This window comes from Massilia sp. BKSP1R2A-1 (assembly GCF_050586525.1).
GTDB lineage: Bacteria > Pseudomonadota > Gammaproteobacteria > Burkholderiales > Burkholderiaceae_D > Telluria.
Genome location: NZ_JBOBRE010000003.1, coordinates 173,646 through 188,066, shown reverse-complemented (window position 1 = coordinate 188,066; position 14,421 = coordinate 173,646). Strand labels below are relative to the sequence as shown.

Annotated in this window: 11 protein-coding genes; 3 read left to right on the top strand and 8 right to left on the bottom strand. The window is 67.5% G+C overall.

The window, feature by feature from the left end; genetic code table 11:
- Positions 1 to 66: 66 nt before the first annotated feature.
- Positions 67 to 2,202 carry a S46 family peptidase gene (locus ACQ7JA_RS06450; RefSeq protein ID WP_430895718.1) on the top strand — a complete coding sequence of 712 codons (2,136 nt, stop codon included), beginning with the start codon at positions 67 to 69 and terminating at the stop codon, positions 2,200 to 2,202.
- A gap of 52 nt (positions 2,203 to 2,254) precedes the next feature.
- Here the strand turns inward: ACQ7JA_RS06450 and ACQ7JA_RS06445 are convergent, their stop codons facing one another.
- Genes ACQ7JA_RS06445 through ACQ7JA_RS06420 form a run of 6 tightly spaced genes read right to left on the bottom strand, consistent with a single transcriptional unit; the run spans position 2,255 to position 9,429 of the window.
- Positions 2,255 to 3,631, bottom strand: coding sequence for a sensor histidine kinase (locus tag ACQ7JA_RS06445; protein WP_430895716.1), 1,377 nt, complete (start codon positions 3,629 to 3,631; stop codon positions 2,255 to 2,257).
- Positions 3,628 to 5,025 (bottom strand): sigma-54-dependent transcriptional regulator, encoded by a 1,398-nt coding sequence (locus ACQ7JA_RS06440; RefSeq protein WP_430895714.1) that lies wholly within the window; start codon positions 5,023 to 5,025, stop codon positions 3,628 to 3,630. Before ACQ7JA_RS06440 ends, ACQ7JA_RS06445 begins: the two co-directional genes overlap by 4 nt.
- A gap of 18 nt (positions 5,026 to 5,043) precedes the next feature.
- Positions 5,044 to 6,192 (bottom strand): ABC transporter permease, encoded by a 1,149-nt coding sequence (locus tag ACQ7JA_RS06435; RefSeq protein ID WP_430895712.1) that lies wholly within the window; start codon positions 6,190 to 6,192, stop codon positions 5,044 to 5,046.
- A gap of 50 nt (positions 6,193 to 6,242) precedes the next feature.
- Positions 6,243 to 7,490 (bottom strand): ABC transporter permease, encoded by a 1,248-nt coding sequence (locus ACQ7JA_RS06430; protein ID WP_430895710.1) that lies wholly within the window; start codon positions 7,488 to 7,490, stop codon positions 6,243 to 6,245.
- A gap of 10 nt (positions 7,491 to 7,500) precedes the next feature.
- A complete protein-coding gene (locus ACQ7JA_RS06425; protein ID WP_430895708.1) occupies positions 7,501 to 8,163 on the bottom strand; it encodes an ABC transporter ATP-binding protein in 663 nt (220 codons plus the stop codon).
- 18 nt (positions 8,164 to 8,181) lie between these two features.
- Positions 8,182 to 9,429 (bottom strand): efflux RND transporter periplasmic adaptor subunit, encoded by a 1,248-nt coding sequence (locus tag ACQ7JA_RS06420; protein ID WP_430895706.1) that lies wholly within the window; start codon positions 9,427 to 9,429, stop codon positions 8,182 to 8,184.
- 202 nt (positions 9,430 to 9,631) lie between these two features.
- Here ACQ7JA_RS06420 and pnuC point away from each other — a divergent pair, with 202 nt between their 5' ends.
- Together pnuC and ACQ7JA_RS06410 are read left to right on the top strand one after the other, a co-directional pair.
- Positions 9,632 to 10,225, top strand: a complete 594-nt coding sequence (gene pnuC, locus ACQ7JA_RS06415; RefSeq protein ID WP_430895704.1) for a nicotinamide riboside transporter PnuC — start codon at positions 9,632 to 9,634, stop codon at positions 10,223 to 10,225.
- Positions 10,222 to 10,746 carry an AAA family ATPase gene (locus ACQ7JA_RS06410; protein WP_430895702.1) on the top strand — a complete coding sequence of 175 codons (525 nt, stop codon included), beginning with the start codon at positions 10,222 to 10,224 and terminating at the stop codon, positions 10,744 to 10,746. The genes pnuC and ACQ7JA_RS06410 overlap by 4 nt, the downstream gene beginning before the upstream one ends.
- A gap of 4 nt (positions 10,747 to 10,750) precedes the next feature.
- On the opposite strand, the gene ACQ7JA_RS06405 is transcribed toward ACQ7JA_RS06410, so the two are convergent.
- Both ACQ7JA_RS06405 and ACQ7JA_RS06400 read right to left on the bottom strand, forming a co-directional pair.
- On the bottom strand, positions 10,751 to 11,896 hold the full coding sequence (locus ACQ7JA_RS06405; protein ID WP_430895700.1) for a hemin-degrading factor: 1,146 nt from the start codon (positions 11,894 to 11,896) through the stop codon (positions 10,751 to 10,753).
- 23 nt (positions 11,897 to 11,919) lie between these two features.
- On the bottom strand, positions 11,920 to 14,172 hold the full coding sequence (locus ACQ7JA_RS06400; protein ID WP_430895698.1) for a TonB-dependent receptor domain-containing protein: 2,253 nt from the start codon (positions 14,170 to 14,172) through the stop codon (positions 11,920 to 11,922).
- Positions 14,173 to 14,421: the final 249 nt, after the last annotated feature.

The following is a 14,421-nucleotide window of genomic DNA, read 5'->3' as shown; positions in this document are numbered from 1 at the left end:
AAAACGACCGCATGCAGACGTAAGAAAGTTATACTCCGGGCTGCTTTTTTTTTCACCTGGGATCACATGTTCAAATCGTTCCTGCCCGTTGCATTGATGGGCATTTCGGCCTTGGCAAGCGCCGACGAAGGCCAGTGGCAGCCGCACCAGCTGCCGCAACTGAAATCCGAGCTCAAGCGCATCGGCATCACCATTCCGGCCGAGAAGCTGGCCGACCTGGCCAAGCATCCGATGAGCGCCATCGTCTCGCTGGGCGGCTGTTCCGCTTCCTTCGTTTCGCCGGACGGCCTGGTCGTCACCAACCACCACTGCGCCTACGGCGCCATCCAGCGCAATTCGACCCCCGAGAAGAATTACATCGTCAACGGCTTCCTGGCCAAGACCCGCGCCGAGGAACTGCCGGGCGGCCCGAACACCCTGGTCTACGTGACCGAAAAGGTCGAGAACGTGACCGACCGCGTGCTCAAGGGGCTGTCGCCGTCGATGTCGGGCCGCGAGCGCCACGAGCTGGTCGAGTCGCGCATCAAGTCCCTGATCGCCGAGTGCGAGACGGACAAGTCGGCCCGCTGCTCGGTGCCGGCCTTCCACCGCGGCCTCGAGTACTACCGCATCAAGCAGCTGATGATCCGCGACGTGCGCCTGGTGTACGCGCCGTCGGACCGCATCGGCAACTTCGGCGGCGACATCGACAACTACGAGTGGCCGCGCCAGACCGGCGACTACTCCTTCCTGCGCGCTTACGTCGGCCCGGACGGCCGACCGGCCGACCCGTCGCCGAACAACGTGCCTTATAAATCGAAGGACTTCCTGGTGGTATCCGCCGAAGGACTGAAGAACGGCGATCCGATCCTGCTGGCCGGCTACCCGGGCCGCACCAGCCGCTACAAGCTGCCGACCGAGATCCGCTTCGCGCGCGACGTCGAACTGCCGGGCCGCGCCGCCGGCATCACCGCCGACCTGTCGGTGATCTCGGCCGCCACCATGGGCAACGCCGCCTGGGACGTGCGCTACGCGAGCGTGGCCAAGAGCCTGAACAACGTGCTGAAGAAGACGCAGGGCCTGATCGACGGCTTCGCGCGCAAGGACATCGCCGCGATCAAGGACGTGCAGGACGCCGAGTTCCGCGCCTGGCACAAGCAGAAGGGCATTGGGGCGAAGAACCTGCTGTCCGAGCTGGACGGCGTGATCGCCCAGGACATGGCGCAATCGCGCCAGGAAGGCGCCTGGCTCGAAGCTACCCACAGCGACCTGCTCAAGAGCGCGCGCACCCTGTACCGCCTGGCGCTGGAACGCCAGAAGCCTGACGCCCAGCGCGAGGCCGGCTACCAGGAGCGCGACCTGTCCTTCATCAAGGCGCGCCTGACCCGCCTCGAACAGTCCTTCGTGCCGCAAGTCGACGAAGCCCGCTACGGCGCCGCCCTGGCGCGCTATGCCCGCATCGATGCGAAGCTGCGTCCGCAGGGCCTGGACGCGCTGCTGCCGGCGCCGACCGCGCTGAACGCCATGTACAAGGCGACCGACCTGGACGACACCGCCAAGCGCCTGGCCTGGATCGGCAAGGATCCGGAATCCTTCCGCAAGTCGGGCGACCCCTTCATCCAGCTGGCCGTGCGCCTGCATGACACGGGACTTAGCCTGGAGAACCGCCGCAACGAGATCGACGGCAACCTGGAACGCGTGATCCCGCAATACATGGCCGCCGTCATCGCCTGGAAGAAGTCGCAGGGCAAACCGGTCTACCCGGACGCCAACTCGACCCTGCGCGTGACCTACGGCACCGTGTCGCCGTACGCGCCGCGCGACGGCCTGGTCAAGGGTCCGTTCACGACCGTCGAAGGCATCGTCGAGAAAGCGACCAACAAGGATCCCTTCATCGTCCCCGCGGCGTTGAGCGAAGCGATCAAGGCGAAACGTTATGGCGTGTTCAAGGACCCGGTGCTGGGCACCGTTCCGGTGAACTTCCTGTCGAGCGCCGACACCACCGGCGGCAACTCGGGTTCGGCCGTGATGAACAAGCGCGGCGAACTGGTGGGCCTGAACTTCGACTCCACCTACGAGTCGATCACCAAGGACTGGTACTTCGACAGCGACATCACACGCGCCATCCACGTCGACATCCGCTACATGCTGTGGGTGATGAAGGAAGTCGACCATGCCGACAACCTGCTGAAGGAAATGACGATCAAGTATCCGAAAAAGTAATTCGGAGATCGTCCGAAAAGCCGCCGCGTGGAGCGATCCCGCGGCGGTTTTTTCATGGAGCGAGCGGGAAGCGGATCTCGAAGCGCGTTTCGCCATGGCCGGTCGAGGCCAGCGAATACGCCAGGCCGTGACGGGCCAGGACTTCGCGCACGAACATCAGGCCGATGCCCTGGCCGCCCTGCTTGGTGCTGAAGAAGGGTGTGAATAGCTGGCGCGGCGCCACGGCGCCCAGGAGGTCGGCGGAATCGATCACGGCCAGCACCGCTTCCGCTCCATGCTTTTCCAGCGACAATTCGACATAGCCGCCGCTCGCTCCTTTTTCCAGCACCGCCTCGATCGCATTCTTCACGATGTTGAGCAAGGCGCCTTCCATCAAGCCGGCATCGAGCAGCAAGGGCGCCACCTCGTCGCAGCGCCGCCAGCCGAGCCGGATGCTGCTGCGTGCGCATTGCTCCCGGCTGAGCCACAGGATGTCGTCGACCATCGCCTTGATGCTGGCCGGGCGCAGTTCCGGCGCCGGCATCTTCACTACCCGGGTAAACCGGTCGATGAATTCGCCGAGGCTGACGTTGCGGCGCTTGACCGCCTCGATCGCGGTCGTGAAATCGGCGGCGTCCGATTCGCCCAGCTGGCGGCGGTAGAACAGCAGGGAGTCGAGCACCGAGCGGGTGGCGGCAACCGTGTTGTTGACCTCGTGGGCCAGCACCCGCACCAGCTTGGCGTAGGTGGCGCGTTCGGAATCTTCCAGTTCGGCCGTCAGTTCCTCGACCATGAGGAAGTGGCGCGCGAAGCCGCGGTCGAAGAAGTGTCCGCGCTGGGCGCGGTAGCGCCGCCCCTCGGTATCGGTGAGCAGGCCGGTGTCGCCCGCGGGCAGGGCGTCGAGCTGGGCGACCAGGTCGCGGCTACGCGCTTGCGCGCGCGCATCGAGGCCGGGGCCGAAGTGTGCCGCGCCGTCCACCCAGGCCTTCAGCGGCTTGCCCTGCGCCTCGCTCAGCCCGAGCAGGGAGAGGGCGCTGGCATTGAGCAGGCTGACCGCGCCGTCGAAATCGAAGACCAGCACGGCGCTCGGCGTTGCCTCCAGCAGGCGGTCGAGGAAGCCCTGCTGCTCGCCGGCCGCCAGGCGCTCGCGGTGCAGGGCGGCCAGCATGGTGTTGAACAGGGAAACCAGTTCGTCGAGCTCGCGCGAGGCCGGCGCCGCCAGCTGGTTGGCGTAGTTCTGGTCCTGCAGCAGGTCGTGGAAGCGGCGCGTGTAGCCGAGCGGCTCGAGGGCCTGGCGCAGCAGGGCGAAGCCCAGCGCAAGGCTGAGCAGCAGCAGCGTCTCGAGCCCGACGAAGAGCAGCGGCCGGTCCTTCAGGAGCAGGGCGGTGGCCGCGAACAGCAGCAGGTGCAGGAGCACCAGGTAAGCGCCCAGGCGGTGGCGCAGACTCATTCGCCGGCGGCGCCGGGTTCGGCCAGGCCGTGGCGCTCCAGACGGCGGTACAGGGCGGTGCGCGACAGGCCCAGGGCCCTGGCGACGCGGGTGATGTTGCCGCCATGCTGGTCGAGGGCCTGTTCGATTATGCGCCGTTCGACCTGCTCCAGCGTCATGCCGTCCACACCGAGCCGCTGGGAGGCAGGACCGGCCCCATCGTCGAGGCGCCCGGCGGCGGCGAAATCGGCCTGGCCCAGCTGGGAGGAGCCCGACAGCAGCAGGGTGCGTTCCATGGTCTGGCGCAGCTGGCGGATATTCCCGGGCCAGGGTTGGGCGGTGAGCCAGTCGAGGGCGCCGTTGGTGAGCGTGACCTCACCCAGGCCGTAGCTGTCCGCCACCGTGGCCGCGATGTGGCGCGCCAGCAGGGGGATGTCGCTGCGCCGCTCGCGCAGCGCCGGCAGGCGGATCGTGATCAGGTTCAGGCGGTAGAACAGGTCTTCGCGGAAGTCGCCGCTCGCCACCAGTTCGGCCAGCTCGCGGTTGGTGGCCGAGACCACGCGGATGTCGGCCTGCTCGCTGCGGCTGGCGCCGACCGGCTGGTAGCGCTGGTCTTGCAGCACGCGCAGAAGCTTGACCTGGTCGCCGCGATTGAGCTCGCCGATCTCGTCCAGGAACAGGGTGCCGCCGTCGGCGCAGGCGACGTGGCCCTTGCGGTCGCTGCGCGCATCCGTGAAGGCGCCGCGCACGTGGCCGAACATCTCGCTTTCGAACAGGGTGGGCGTGATCGCCCCCATATTGATCTTGACGATGGCTTGTTGCGCCCGCGGGCTGTTGCGGTGGATGGCGTCGGCCACCAGCTCCTTGCCGGTGCCGCTTTCACCGAGGATCAGCACCGGGGCGCGGGTGCGCGCAACCTGGCCGATCGTGGCCAGGACCCGCAGCAGCTTCGGATGTTCGCCGACGATCCCGTCGAAATCGAACTGGGCGTCCAGCGCCTTGCGGCCCGGCCCGTCCGCATCCGGTCCCTTGAGTTGCAGGGTCGCCGCGATCAGGTCCATCAGCTGGGCATTGTCCCAGGGCTTGGTGAAGAAGTTGGCGGCGCCGGCCTTGATGCCGGCAACCGCCAGCGCAATCGAACCCCAGGCCGTCATCAGGAGCACCGGCAGGGCAGGGTGGCGCTGGCGGATCTGCTCCAGCAGCGCCAGGCCTTCTGCGCCGCTGGTCTGCAGGGAGAAATTCATGTCCTGCAGGACGAGGTCGAATGGCTGGCTTGCCAGGAGCGCGAGGGCCGCCGCCGGCCCGTCGCAGCAGAGCGCGTCGAAGCCGGACTGCTTGAGCAGCAGGGCCAGCGAAACCTGGACCGCGCCGTCGTCGTCGACGACCAGGATGCGCGGCGTGCGTGGTGCTTCCATGGTGGATCTCTTTCGTTCTTATTCGTGATGCAGCGCTTCGGTCGGGCTCAGGCGGCTGGCGCGCCAGCCCGGGTAGAGGGCGCACAGCAAGGATAGCAGATAGATCACCGCCATCGACAGGCTTGCCGCCTGGGCGAAGACCGCCCAGTCGAGGTGTTCGCCCAGCACCCGGGTGAGCGGCAGCTGCACCAGCAGCGCCAGGCCCAGCACGATGGCGACGGAACTGAGCAGGAACTGCTCGAGGACGATCTGGCGGTAGATCTCGCCGGCGGTGGCGCCGATGGCCCGGCGCAGCCCGATTTCCGGGATGCGCTGGGTGGTGTTCTGCCACAGGGCGCCGAACAGGCCGAAGGCGACCATCACCAGCATGAAGGCGGCGATGATGCCCACCACGACCAGGGGCGCCATGTGCTGCTTGAGCATCGAGGCGCGGGCCGCGGACGAGGGCGTGATCTGGTAGCTCCAGTCCTTGCGGATCAGTTTCAGGCGCTCGTTGAGGCGCTTCTCGAAAGCGCGCTCGGTGCCGGGCGCCACGCGCAGCAGGATGGTGCGCACATCCCAGCGGTTCTGGTCGGCGACGAAGCGGGTGAAGGCATGGTTGAGCGGCGCCGCCAGCTCGCCCTTGGCGCGATAGGCGTCGACCACGCCGACCACGCGGTGCGGCACGTCCTGCTTCCCCTCGCGGTCGAAGAAGACCTGTCCCAGTGCGCGCTCGCCCGGGAACATCGCCTCGGCCATCCTGCGGTTGATGACGGCCGGCCGATCGGCGCTGCCATTGTCCAGCGCCGAGAACCAGCGGCCCTCGACCAGCTTCAGGCCCAGCACGGCGGCGGCACGGTCGTCGGCGTCGAGCAGTTCCGTATTGAAGCCATCGCCTTCGCCGGCCTTGCGCCGCAGCTTGCTGAACATGCTCGCGTTGACATAGGGCTCGAAGCTGACGAAGGCGACATCGCGCACCTCCGGCATTTCCATCAGGCCGCGCCGCAGGGCCTCGTAGCCCTCGAGGCCGATCCGGGTTTTCTCCTCGTCGCCGACGTGCATCCTGACCGCCCACAGGTCGCGGCTCTCGAAGCCGAGCGGCATGTTGTAGAGCTGCCAGTAGCGCAGGCCGAAGGCGGCGACGCCGAAGACGATGGTGAAGGCGATCAGGATCTCGAGGCTCAGCATCAGGTTCCTGGTTTTGCGTTTCCAGCTCAGTTTCAGTAAATGGCGGAACATCATGCGCCTCCTTTCAGGGCGTGGACGGGGTCGAGGCGCGACATCTTCCAGGCGGGCAGCACGCCGGAAACGATGCCGAAGACGGCGGCGATCAGCATGCCCCAGCCGAAGACAGCCAGGTTCAGGTCGACCTCGAGGTAGGGAATCAGGGCGCTGGCTTCCAGCCAATGCAGCGCCAGCACGGTGAGGCCGAGGGCGAGCAGCCCACCGCAGACGCACAGCAGGACGTTCTCGACCACCAGCTGCACGGCCAGCTGGCGGCTGGTGGCGCCGAAGGCCTTGCGCACGCCGATCTCGGTGCGGCGTTCCAGGATGCGGCCGGTATTCAGGTTGACCAGGTTCAGCGCCGGCAGCAGCATGAAGAGCAGCATGCCCGCGGCGATCCCGGCCAGCACGGCGCCGGCGCCGGAATCGGCTTGCTCGCTGCTGCCGACCAGGGTGCGGGAAAACACATCGAGCTTGCTGTCGGCCCAGAAGCGGATGGTTTTCCACTGCGCCGGATCGTCGTGCACCATGCTGGCGGCGATCTGCGCCACCTGGCGCTGGATGGCCGGCAGGTCGGCGGCGTCGCGCGCCAGGATCAGGGCAATGAACTGGCCGGTGAGCTGGTTGCGGTAGTCCGTGGAAGGGAAGGTGGACACCGGCGCCCAGATGTCGGCATAGGCGTTCAGGTGCATCGCGTCGCCCACTACGCCCACGATCTCGTAGACCACGCCGCCGACGTCGATGCGCTGGCCGATCGCGACCTGCGGCACGCCGGGGAACAGGCGCCGTGCGGTGGTGGCGTTGATGACGGCGATATGGCGGCCGTTGGCATCGTCCGCGCTGGTGGGAAGACGCCCGGCGAGCAGGCGGAAGTCGAGCACCTTCCAGTAGTCGGCATCGGCGCGCCGCATCTGCAGCTCGCTGACGGTCTCGCCCTGGTAGACCGAGACCGGCTGCACCATCGTGACCATGGCGACGCGCTCGACGCCCGGCATCGGCTTGAGGTATTTGTCGATCAGCTTGTAGCCGAGCGGCGAGGTGCTGATGCTGTCGCGTTTCGGGCTCTCCATGCGCATCTGGATGATTTGCAGGAAGCGTTCGCTCCTGCCTTCGACGCCGGAAGGGCGGAAGGCCGTCTCGAGCAGCGAGACCACGACCATCAGCACCACCAGCGTCAGGACGATGCACAGCAGGTTAATCAGGGTGAACAGCTTGCGGCGCATGAACACCTTCCACGCCGTCAGGAGATAGTTGCGGAGCATGGCCGACTCCTTAGGCGACCAGCTGGCCGTCGAACACGCGCACGATGCGGCTGGTGCGGCGCGCCTCGCGCTCGTCGTGCGTCACCATCACCACGGTGGTGCCCTCGGCGTTGAGCTTGAGCAGGATGTCCATCACTTCCTCGCCCATCTTGCTGTCGAGGTTACCGGTCGGCTCGTCGGCCAGCAGTACCTGGGGCCGGCCGACGATGGCGCGGGCGATCGCGACGCGCTGCTGCTGGCCGCCGGAGAGCTGGTTCGGGTAGTGGTCCATGCGCGCACCCAGGCCGACCTTTTCCAGCGCCTCGCGCGCCAGGCGGCGTCGCTCGCCGGCCTGCAAACTGCGGTAGAGCAGGGGCAGCTCGACGTTGTCGATCACGCGCAGGTCGGGGATCAGGTGGAAGCTCTGGAAGATGAAGCCGAAGGTCTGGTTGCGCAGGCGCGCCACCTGCCTGTCGCGGTAGCGGGTCAGGGGCACGCCGTCGACTTCGATGCTGCCCTGGCCGGGGCGGTCGAGCAGGCCGATGAGATTGAGCAGGGTGCTCTTGCCGCAGCCGCTCGGGCCCATCATGGCGAGGAACTCGCCCTTCTGGACGTGCAGGTCGACGTCCTTCAGCGCCAGGGTCTCCACCTTGTCGGTGCGGTAGGTCTTGCTGACCTTGTTCAGTTTGATCATGACTCCCTCTTGTTCTCGTTAATTGGTGATACGGATGGTGTCCCGGTTGGCGAACGCCCTGGTGTCGGAGACGATGAAGCGCTCGCCCGGGCGCGCGCCGGCCAGGACTTCGACCAGCCTGCCGTCGCTGGCGCCCAGTTGCAGCATGGTCTTGCGGGCGACGCCGTCGCGCACCGCGAACGCGGCCTGGCGGCCGGCGCCGTTGAATGCGGCGCCGCTGTCGAGCACCAGTGCGCCCTTCTTGTGGGCGGTGACGACGCTGACGTCGACCCGCATCTTGTTGCGCAGCAGCGGGCTGCCGGGCTTGTCCAGGTCGACCAGCAGCTTGACGGTGCCGTTCTGGATCTCCGGCAGCACGGTGTGCACGCGTCCCTGCAAGCGCTCGCCGTTCTGCTCGATCCGCACTTCCTGGCTAGGGGCGAGCAGGCGCGCATGGAAGTCCGAGACGCTGGCTTCGACCCGGTAGTTGTTCAGTTCCGACACGCGCGCCAGCAGCTGGCCGGCGGCGACGCTGGCGCCTTCCTCCTGCACCAGCGAGGTGAGCATGCCGGAGAAGGGCGCCGCCACCTTCGCCTGGGCCAGCTTGTTCTCCTGCTGGGCGAGCTGCTTTTTCAGGATCTCCTGCTGCAGGGTGGCGGCCGCGATGCTGGTGGCGGTGCTGCGGCGGCTGTCGGCGATCAGTTCGCGCTGCTGGCGCAGCTGGATCTCGGCGCGCTTCACCGCAAGCTCTCCCGCCAGCAGGTTCTCGCCCGAGACCAGGCCGCTCTGGCGCAGTTTCTGGTTGCGTTCGTTCAGCGCGCGGCTGGAGAGCAGGTCGAGTTCGAGCAGCTCGACGCTGCTTGCGAGCTGCTTGTGCTTCTGCTCCAGCTCCAGTTTCGAGGTGGCGATGCGGTTTTCCTGCTGCGCCAGCTGCTCGCGCAAGGTGTCCACGGCCAGCACGATCTCGCGGTCGTCGAGTACCAGGAGGACGTCGCCGGCCTTTACCAGCTGGCCCGGCTTGGCCAGCACCTTGGCGACCCGGCTGGTCACCGGACTGGCGACGACTTCCTCGTGCACCGGGATGACGACACCGGCGGCGTTGACGGTATTGGCGACGTCGCCGCGCCGCACGGTCGAGACGACGATGTCGCCGGCGGCGACGCTGGGACGCAGCAGGCGGTTGAGCTGCCAGCAGGCCAGCACGGCGCAGGCGAGCAGCAGGAGGGCGCCGCCCAGGCGGATGCGGCGGCGGCGGTGAATCAGGGCAGGGTCGAGGGCGCGGTCCATGGTGCTTGTGAGAATGGTCTTGCGCCGTCTATTGCAAGCACCGTGCCAGCCGCGTTCCCCTCTGGGGCCGCCGCTTCCCCCGCGCCGCGGATGCACGCAAGCGGGCAAGCGTGTCCGGATCCGGACGGTCCGGCTTGCGGATTCCCCCGCCAGCTTCCATAATCCACTGTTGACCTGACGACCTTCACCCAATCTGCTGCCCATGAACGAACAGCTGGCCTTCCTGGGCTTCTTCACCACGCCGCTGGAACTGATCTCCTTCCTGCTGGCGGTCACCACCGTCGCCCTGAACATCCGCCAGAAGCACTGGGCCTGGCTGTTCTCGATCGCCTCATCTGCGACCTATGCCGCCGTCTTCTTCGAGGCGAAGCTGTACGGCGACATGGGACTGCAGTTCGTCTTCATCGCCGCCTCGGTCTGGGGCTGGTACCAGTGGCTGCACGGGGCCGGCGAACAGCAGCTGGTCGTCACGCGCCTCAAGCGCGCCGGGTGGCAGTGGGGGATCGCCGGCTGGGCGCTCGGTTTTCTCCTGCTGTCCTCCTTCCTCGACCACCTCACCGACACCGACGTGCCGCATGCGGACGGCTTCCTGACCGCCGGCAGCCTGGTGGGCCAGCTCCTGCTGGGCCGCAAGAAGGTCGAGAACTGGCTGGTCTGGATCGTGGTGGACGTGCTCTATGTCGGCCTCTACGTCTACAAGGGCCTGATGCTGACGGCGCTGCTGTATGCCGTCTTCGTCGGCCTGGCCTGGACCGGCTGGCGCGCCTGGTCGAACATCGCGCGGAGGGATGCATGAGCCGGCCCGTGCAGAGAATCGCGATCCTCGGAGCCGAATCCTCGGGCAAGTCGACGCTGGCCGAGGCGCTGGCGGCGCGCTATGGCACCCTCTGGGTGCCGGAATACCTGCGCGAATTCGTCGATACGCGCGGCCGCGTGCCCTTCGAGAGCGACCAGTATCCGATCGCCCGCACCCAGGTGGAGCGGGAAGACGAGGCGGCCAGGCGCGCAAGCGGCTTCCTGTTCTGCGATACCACGCCCCTGATGACGGCCCTCTACAGCCGCCAGTACTGGGGCCGGGTCGACCCGCAGCTGGCGCGCCTGGACACGCGCCATGACTATGCCCTGACCCTGGTGACGGCGCCGGACAGTCCCTGGGAGCCGGACGGCCTGCAGCGCGAGTCGGAAGAGGTGCGCCAGAAGGTGCACCGGATGCTGCTGGACACCCTGGCGGCGCGCGCCATTCCCTATGTGCTGCTCGAAGGCGACCTGGCGCAGCGCCTGCGGCGGGTCGAGGAACTGCTCGGCCCCGCCGCCTGAACCTTTACGCTTTCTTCAGCGAGGCCGCCAGGTCCAGCCATTCCTGCGGCTGCGGCTTGCCCGGCTGGCGCACGCCGAAGAAGGTCACCACCAAGTTACCGTCAGTGTCGAAGAACTCCACCGAGGTCACGCCGGCGCGGCGCACCACGTAGCCGCTGCGCAGGGCGTCGTCGTTCAGGTGCAGGTTGAAGTTTGGGTCGAGCACGTTGAGCCAGCCTTCGGCGTCCGCCACCTTGTCGATCTTGCCGCTGTAGATCTGGGTCACGCCCGCGTTGCCGACGAACGCCATGATGGCGACGCCGTTCTTCGCCGCACCCTGCAGCAGGCCGCGCACGGCGGCGGGATCGAGCTTCTGCACCACACCCTCAGGCGCCAGCCGCATCGCCTGTTCGCGCGTGAGGCCGAACTCGGACACGATGCGGTTGAACTGGTGGACGTCGCTCATGTCACGCCAGGCCTGCTGGAACTCCTTGACGTCGATGGCGCTATCCGGCTTTTCGGCCGGTGTTGGACTGGCTGCCGCGAGGTCCAGTTTCGCATCCTGGCGCGGATGGCGGAAGTCCGCCACCAGCTTCTCGAATACCGGCACGCCGGCATCGCTCTTCACGTACAGCTTGTGGACCGCGACGCCGCTGGCGTCGAAGAACTGCAGGCTGCGGCTGACCGCGCCGTCGCGCATCGGCTGGCTGACGGCGAACACGTATTTCCACTGCGGGAACTGGAAGCGCAGGTCGATCGGGCCGCCCAGGTAGCCGCCCGCGATGTTCAGCATGCGCGCCTCGCGTTCCGGGTCGGCCTTCGCATCCGCTGCTTCCTGCTGGGGTTTCAGGCGCATCGCGGTGCCGGTGACTTCGATGACGCAGTTGTCGTTGCGGCTCAAGGCCATCACGGTTCCCAGGTCGAGGGCGCGGCGCATGATCTCGCGCGGGCCGTGATTCGCCTCGCTCAGGCGCACCACGGTGCTGCCGATGCCTGTTGCGAGCAGTTCGGCTTCGGACACCCCCAGCTGGCGGGCGGCGTCGCGGATGCGCACGTGGGGCTTCTCGGCGCGCAGCGTGTTCCAGCGTTCCAGCAGGGTGGCGGCGTGGGCGCCGCCGATGGTAGCGATGGCGATGGCGGCTGCGACAAAGATGCGGCGGGTGGTCTTCATGGGTTCTCCTTGTAGTCGAATGATTAGTAGCTGATCTTCAGACTGAGGGCGGCGTAGCGCCCCGGGCGCGCCTGGCGTTCGATGTCGGCGAGGGCCACCGCGCTCGTTCCCGCGGGCAGGCCGCGCGAAGAGGCGTAGTCCCAGTACTTGCGGTCGGCCAGGTTGTAGATGCCGGCGCCGAGGGCCGCGTGGCGGTTGATGTTCCAGTAGGCGGTCAGGTCCAGCACGGTGCTCGAGGGGACGGCGAAGCGCGCCGTCGTCACGCCCGAGATCACGTCCGGCTGCGCCTGCTTGGCCGCCACGTACACGGCGGCGAAGGAGGCGCCGCCGCGCCCGAGCGGGTCGTCCCAGGCGGCGATGAAGCTGGTCTTGCGCGGCAAGGTCGAGGCCAGCGGGCCTTCCTTGCCGCTGGCGGTGTTGCGCGCCTTGCTGCGCTGGACGCCGCCGGCAAGCGTCAGGCGTGCGCCGCGCAAGTCGCTGTTCCAGGCGCCCAGCTCGGCGTCCAGCGTCGCTTCGCCACCCCAGGTGCGGGCATCGCCCACGTTCTCGGGCCGGTACAGGCCGAAGGTGATGGTCGGGTAGTTGACCGGATCGGCGGGCTGCGCCGCATACTCGATGAAGTTCTCGTAGCGGGTCTGGAACAGGGCCGCGTGCAGTTTCAGTCCGCGGGCCGCATTCCCTTTCAGGCCGATCTCGAAGGCATTGCTGGTCTCGCGTGCGAGATCCGGGTTGCCGAGCACCGCATAACCGTTGCCGGCGCCGCTGTAGCTGAAGGAATCGTAGGTGCCGGTGCGCTCGGCGCTCGTGGGCAGGCGGGCGCCGCGGCTGTACTGGGCGTAGGCCAGCATGTCGCGGTTCAGCTGCGCGTTCAGGGTCAGGCTCGGCGTGGCGTAGCTGTCCGTTTCCTTGCCCAGCTCGCGCGCCGCGTTCGGGATCGACACCGCATAGCCGGCGGTGCTGTCCGGCTTCATCTCGCGCCGGGTGGCGCGCAGTGCCGGGATCGCGCTGAAGGTGTTCGACAGGCGCAGGACGCCACGCACGAAGGCGCTGGCCTTGAGCGTGTCCACGTCGGCCATGCGGTTCTTGACCGTGACCTGGCGGGCGCCGGTGGCGACGATGGTGCGGTTCTCGACCCATGGACGGCTGGTCCCGGTGTGCTCGACGCTGAATCCATAGTCGAGCGAATGCGCGCCGATCGATGTGCCGGCGCTGCTGGAAAAGCCCACGCTGCGGGTTTCGTAGCTGGTGGCGATGTCGCGCAGGGTCGGCTGGCCGCCGGTGACGTAGCGCGCATGGGTCAGGTCTTCGATCTCGGCGTCCTGGACGTAGAGGCGGCTTTCCAGGCGCGAGAACCAGGGCGTATCGCCGGTGTAGACGTGGTCGATGCTGGCGCGGTCGCGGCGGGTGGTCGAATCCTGGCGCGCGCCATCCGGATAGGAGGCGCCCTGCTTGTTGTCGTAGGCGCGCTCGTGGCGGGCGCGGAAGCCATCGAAGGTGACGGTGAAGTCGTGGCCGGCCCAGGGCGACCAGGCCAGCTTGGCCAGCAGCGCGTCGGAATCCCAGTCGTCCGGGTTCACGGGGGCGCTGCCTCGGCTGGCCATCCGGCTGCCCTCGCGGTGCACCGCCACTGCCAGCGCGCGCAGCACGCCGTGCTGGGCGGCGCCGGTGAGGGCGTGCATGCGCATGTCGTTCGAACGGTCGAGGCCGAACTTGTATTCGGCGTAGCGCGGACGCTGGGCGCTCACATAGTCGTCCGGGGACTTGGTGACGAAGGAGACCGCGCCGCCCAGGCCCTGGGCGCCGGGGCCGGCCGTTGCGGTGCCGGAGACGATGCTGACGCTGCGGAAGGTCTCGGGGTCGAAGTAGTCGCGGCCGACGCCGAAGCTGTTGACGGTCGAGGCATCGGGCTTCGGCGCGGCGTCCGGCAGTTCGATGCCGTCCAGGTCCAGGCTGACCCGGTTGCCTTCGATGCCGCGCACATTGAAGCCGGTGTTGCCGGCGCCGTCCCAGATATTGCCGCTGCCGCTGGCGGCGCCGGGCACGCTGACGAGCGGCGCATAGCGGGCCATGTTCTGCATGTCCTGGGCGCCCTGGCGGCGCAGCGCCTCGGCATCGAGCACGGTGACGCTGCCGGACTGGTCCTGGCGCTGGCCGGTCACGACGACCGTGCCGGGACTGGTGGCGGTGGGCGCCGTCTCGGGCGGGACGGCGTCGGTGGGCGCGGCGCCGGCGGGCGCGACAAAGAGGAAGGCGATGAGCGCGGGTAGGAATCGCAAGCTTGGAGGGGTTACTGCCATGGTGGTCCAGTCGTGTTGTTGTGGTCGTCACGCCGCCTGGGCGGCACTCTGCATTCGTAATGAGAATCATTCTCAATGAATGTGCGAGGTATACTAAATGATAATCATTCTCATTGGCAAACGATTATTCGCCGAAGGTTTGCGCCAGCTCGTGTCCACGCGGATGCGGAGACTTTTTTTAGATATCAATTGTTTCCCTGTGGTATTAAAATAGCTGTCTGTACCGAT

What these genes read in the sequence shown, in the direction of transcription:
- ACQ7JA_RS06425 (WP_430895708.1), bottom strand. Translation starts at nt 8,163, where the DNA reads ATGATCAAACTGAACAAGGTCAGCAAGACCTACCGCACCGACAAGGTG.
- ACQ7JA_RS06445 (WP_430895716.1), bottom strand. Translation starts at nt 3,631, where the DNA reads ATGAGTCTGCGCCACCGCCTGGGCGCTTACCTGGTGCTCCTGCACCTG.
- ACQ7JA_RS06405 (WP_430895700.1), bottom strand. Translation starts at nt 11,896, where the DNA reads ATGAAGACCACCCGCCGCATCTTTGTCGCAGCCGCCATCGCCATCGCT.
- pnuC (WP_430895704.1), top strand. Translation starts at nt 9,632, where the DNA reads ATGAACGAACAGCTGGCCTTCCTGGGCTTCTTCACCACGCCGCTGGAA.
- ACQ7JA_RS06440 (WP_430895714.1), bottom strand. Translation starts at nt 5,025, where the DNA reads ATGGAAGCACCACGCACGCCGCGCATCCTGGTCGTCGACGACGACGGC.
- ACQ7JA_RS06450 (WP_430895718.1), top strand. Translation starts at nt 67, where the DNA reads ATGTTCAAATCGTTCCTGCCCGTTGCATTGATGGGCATTTCGGCCTTG.
- ACQ7JA_RS06430 (WP_430895710.1), bottom strand. Translation starts at nt 7,490, where the DNA reads ATGCTCCGCAACTATCTCCTGACGGCGTGGAAGGTGTTCATGCGCCGC.
- ACQ7JA_RS06410 (WP_430895702.1), top strand. Translation starts at nt 10,222, where the DNA reads ATGAGCCGGCCCGTGCAGAGAATCGCGATCCTCGGAGCCGAATCCTCG.
- ACQ7JA_RS06435 (WP_430895712.1), bottom strand. Translation starts at nt 6,192, where the DNA reads ATGCTGAGCCTCGAGATCCTGATCGCCTTCACCATCGTCTTCGGCGTC.
- ACQ7JA_RS06420 (WP_430895706.1), bottom strand. Translation starts at nt 9,429, where the DNA reads ATGGACCGCGCCCTCGACCCTGCCCTGATTCACCGCCGCCGCCGCATC.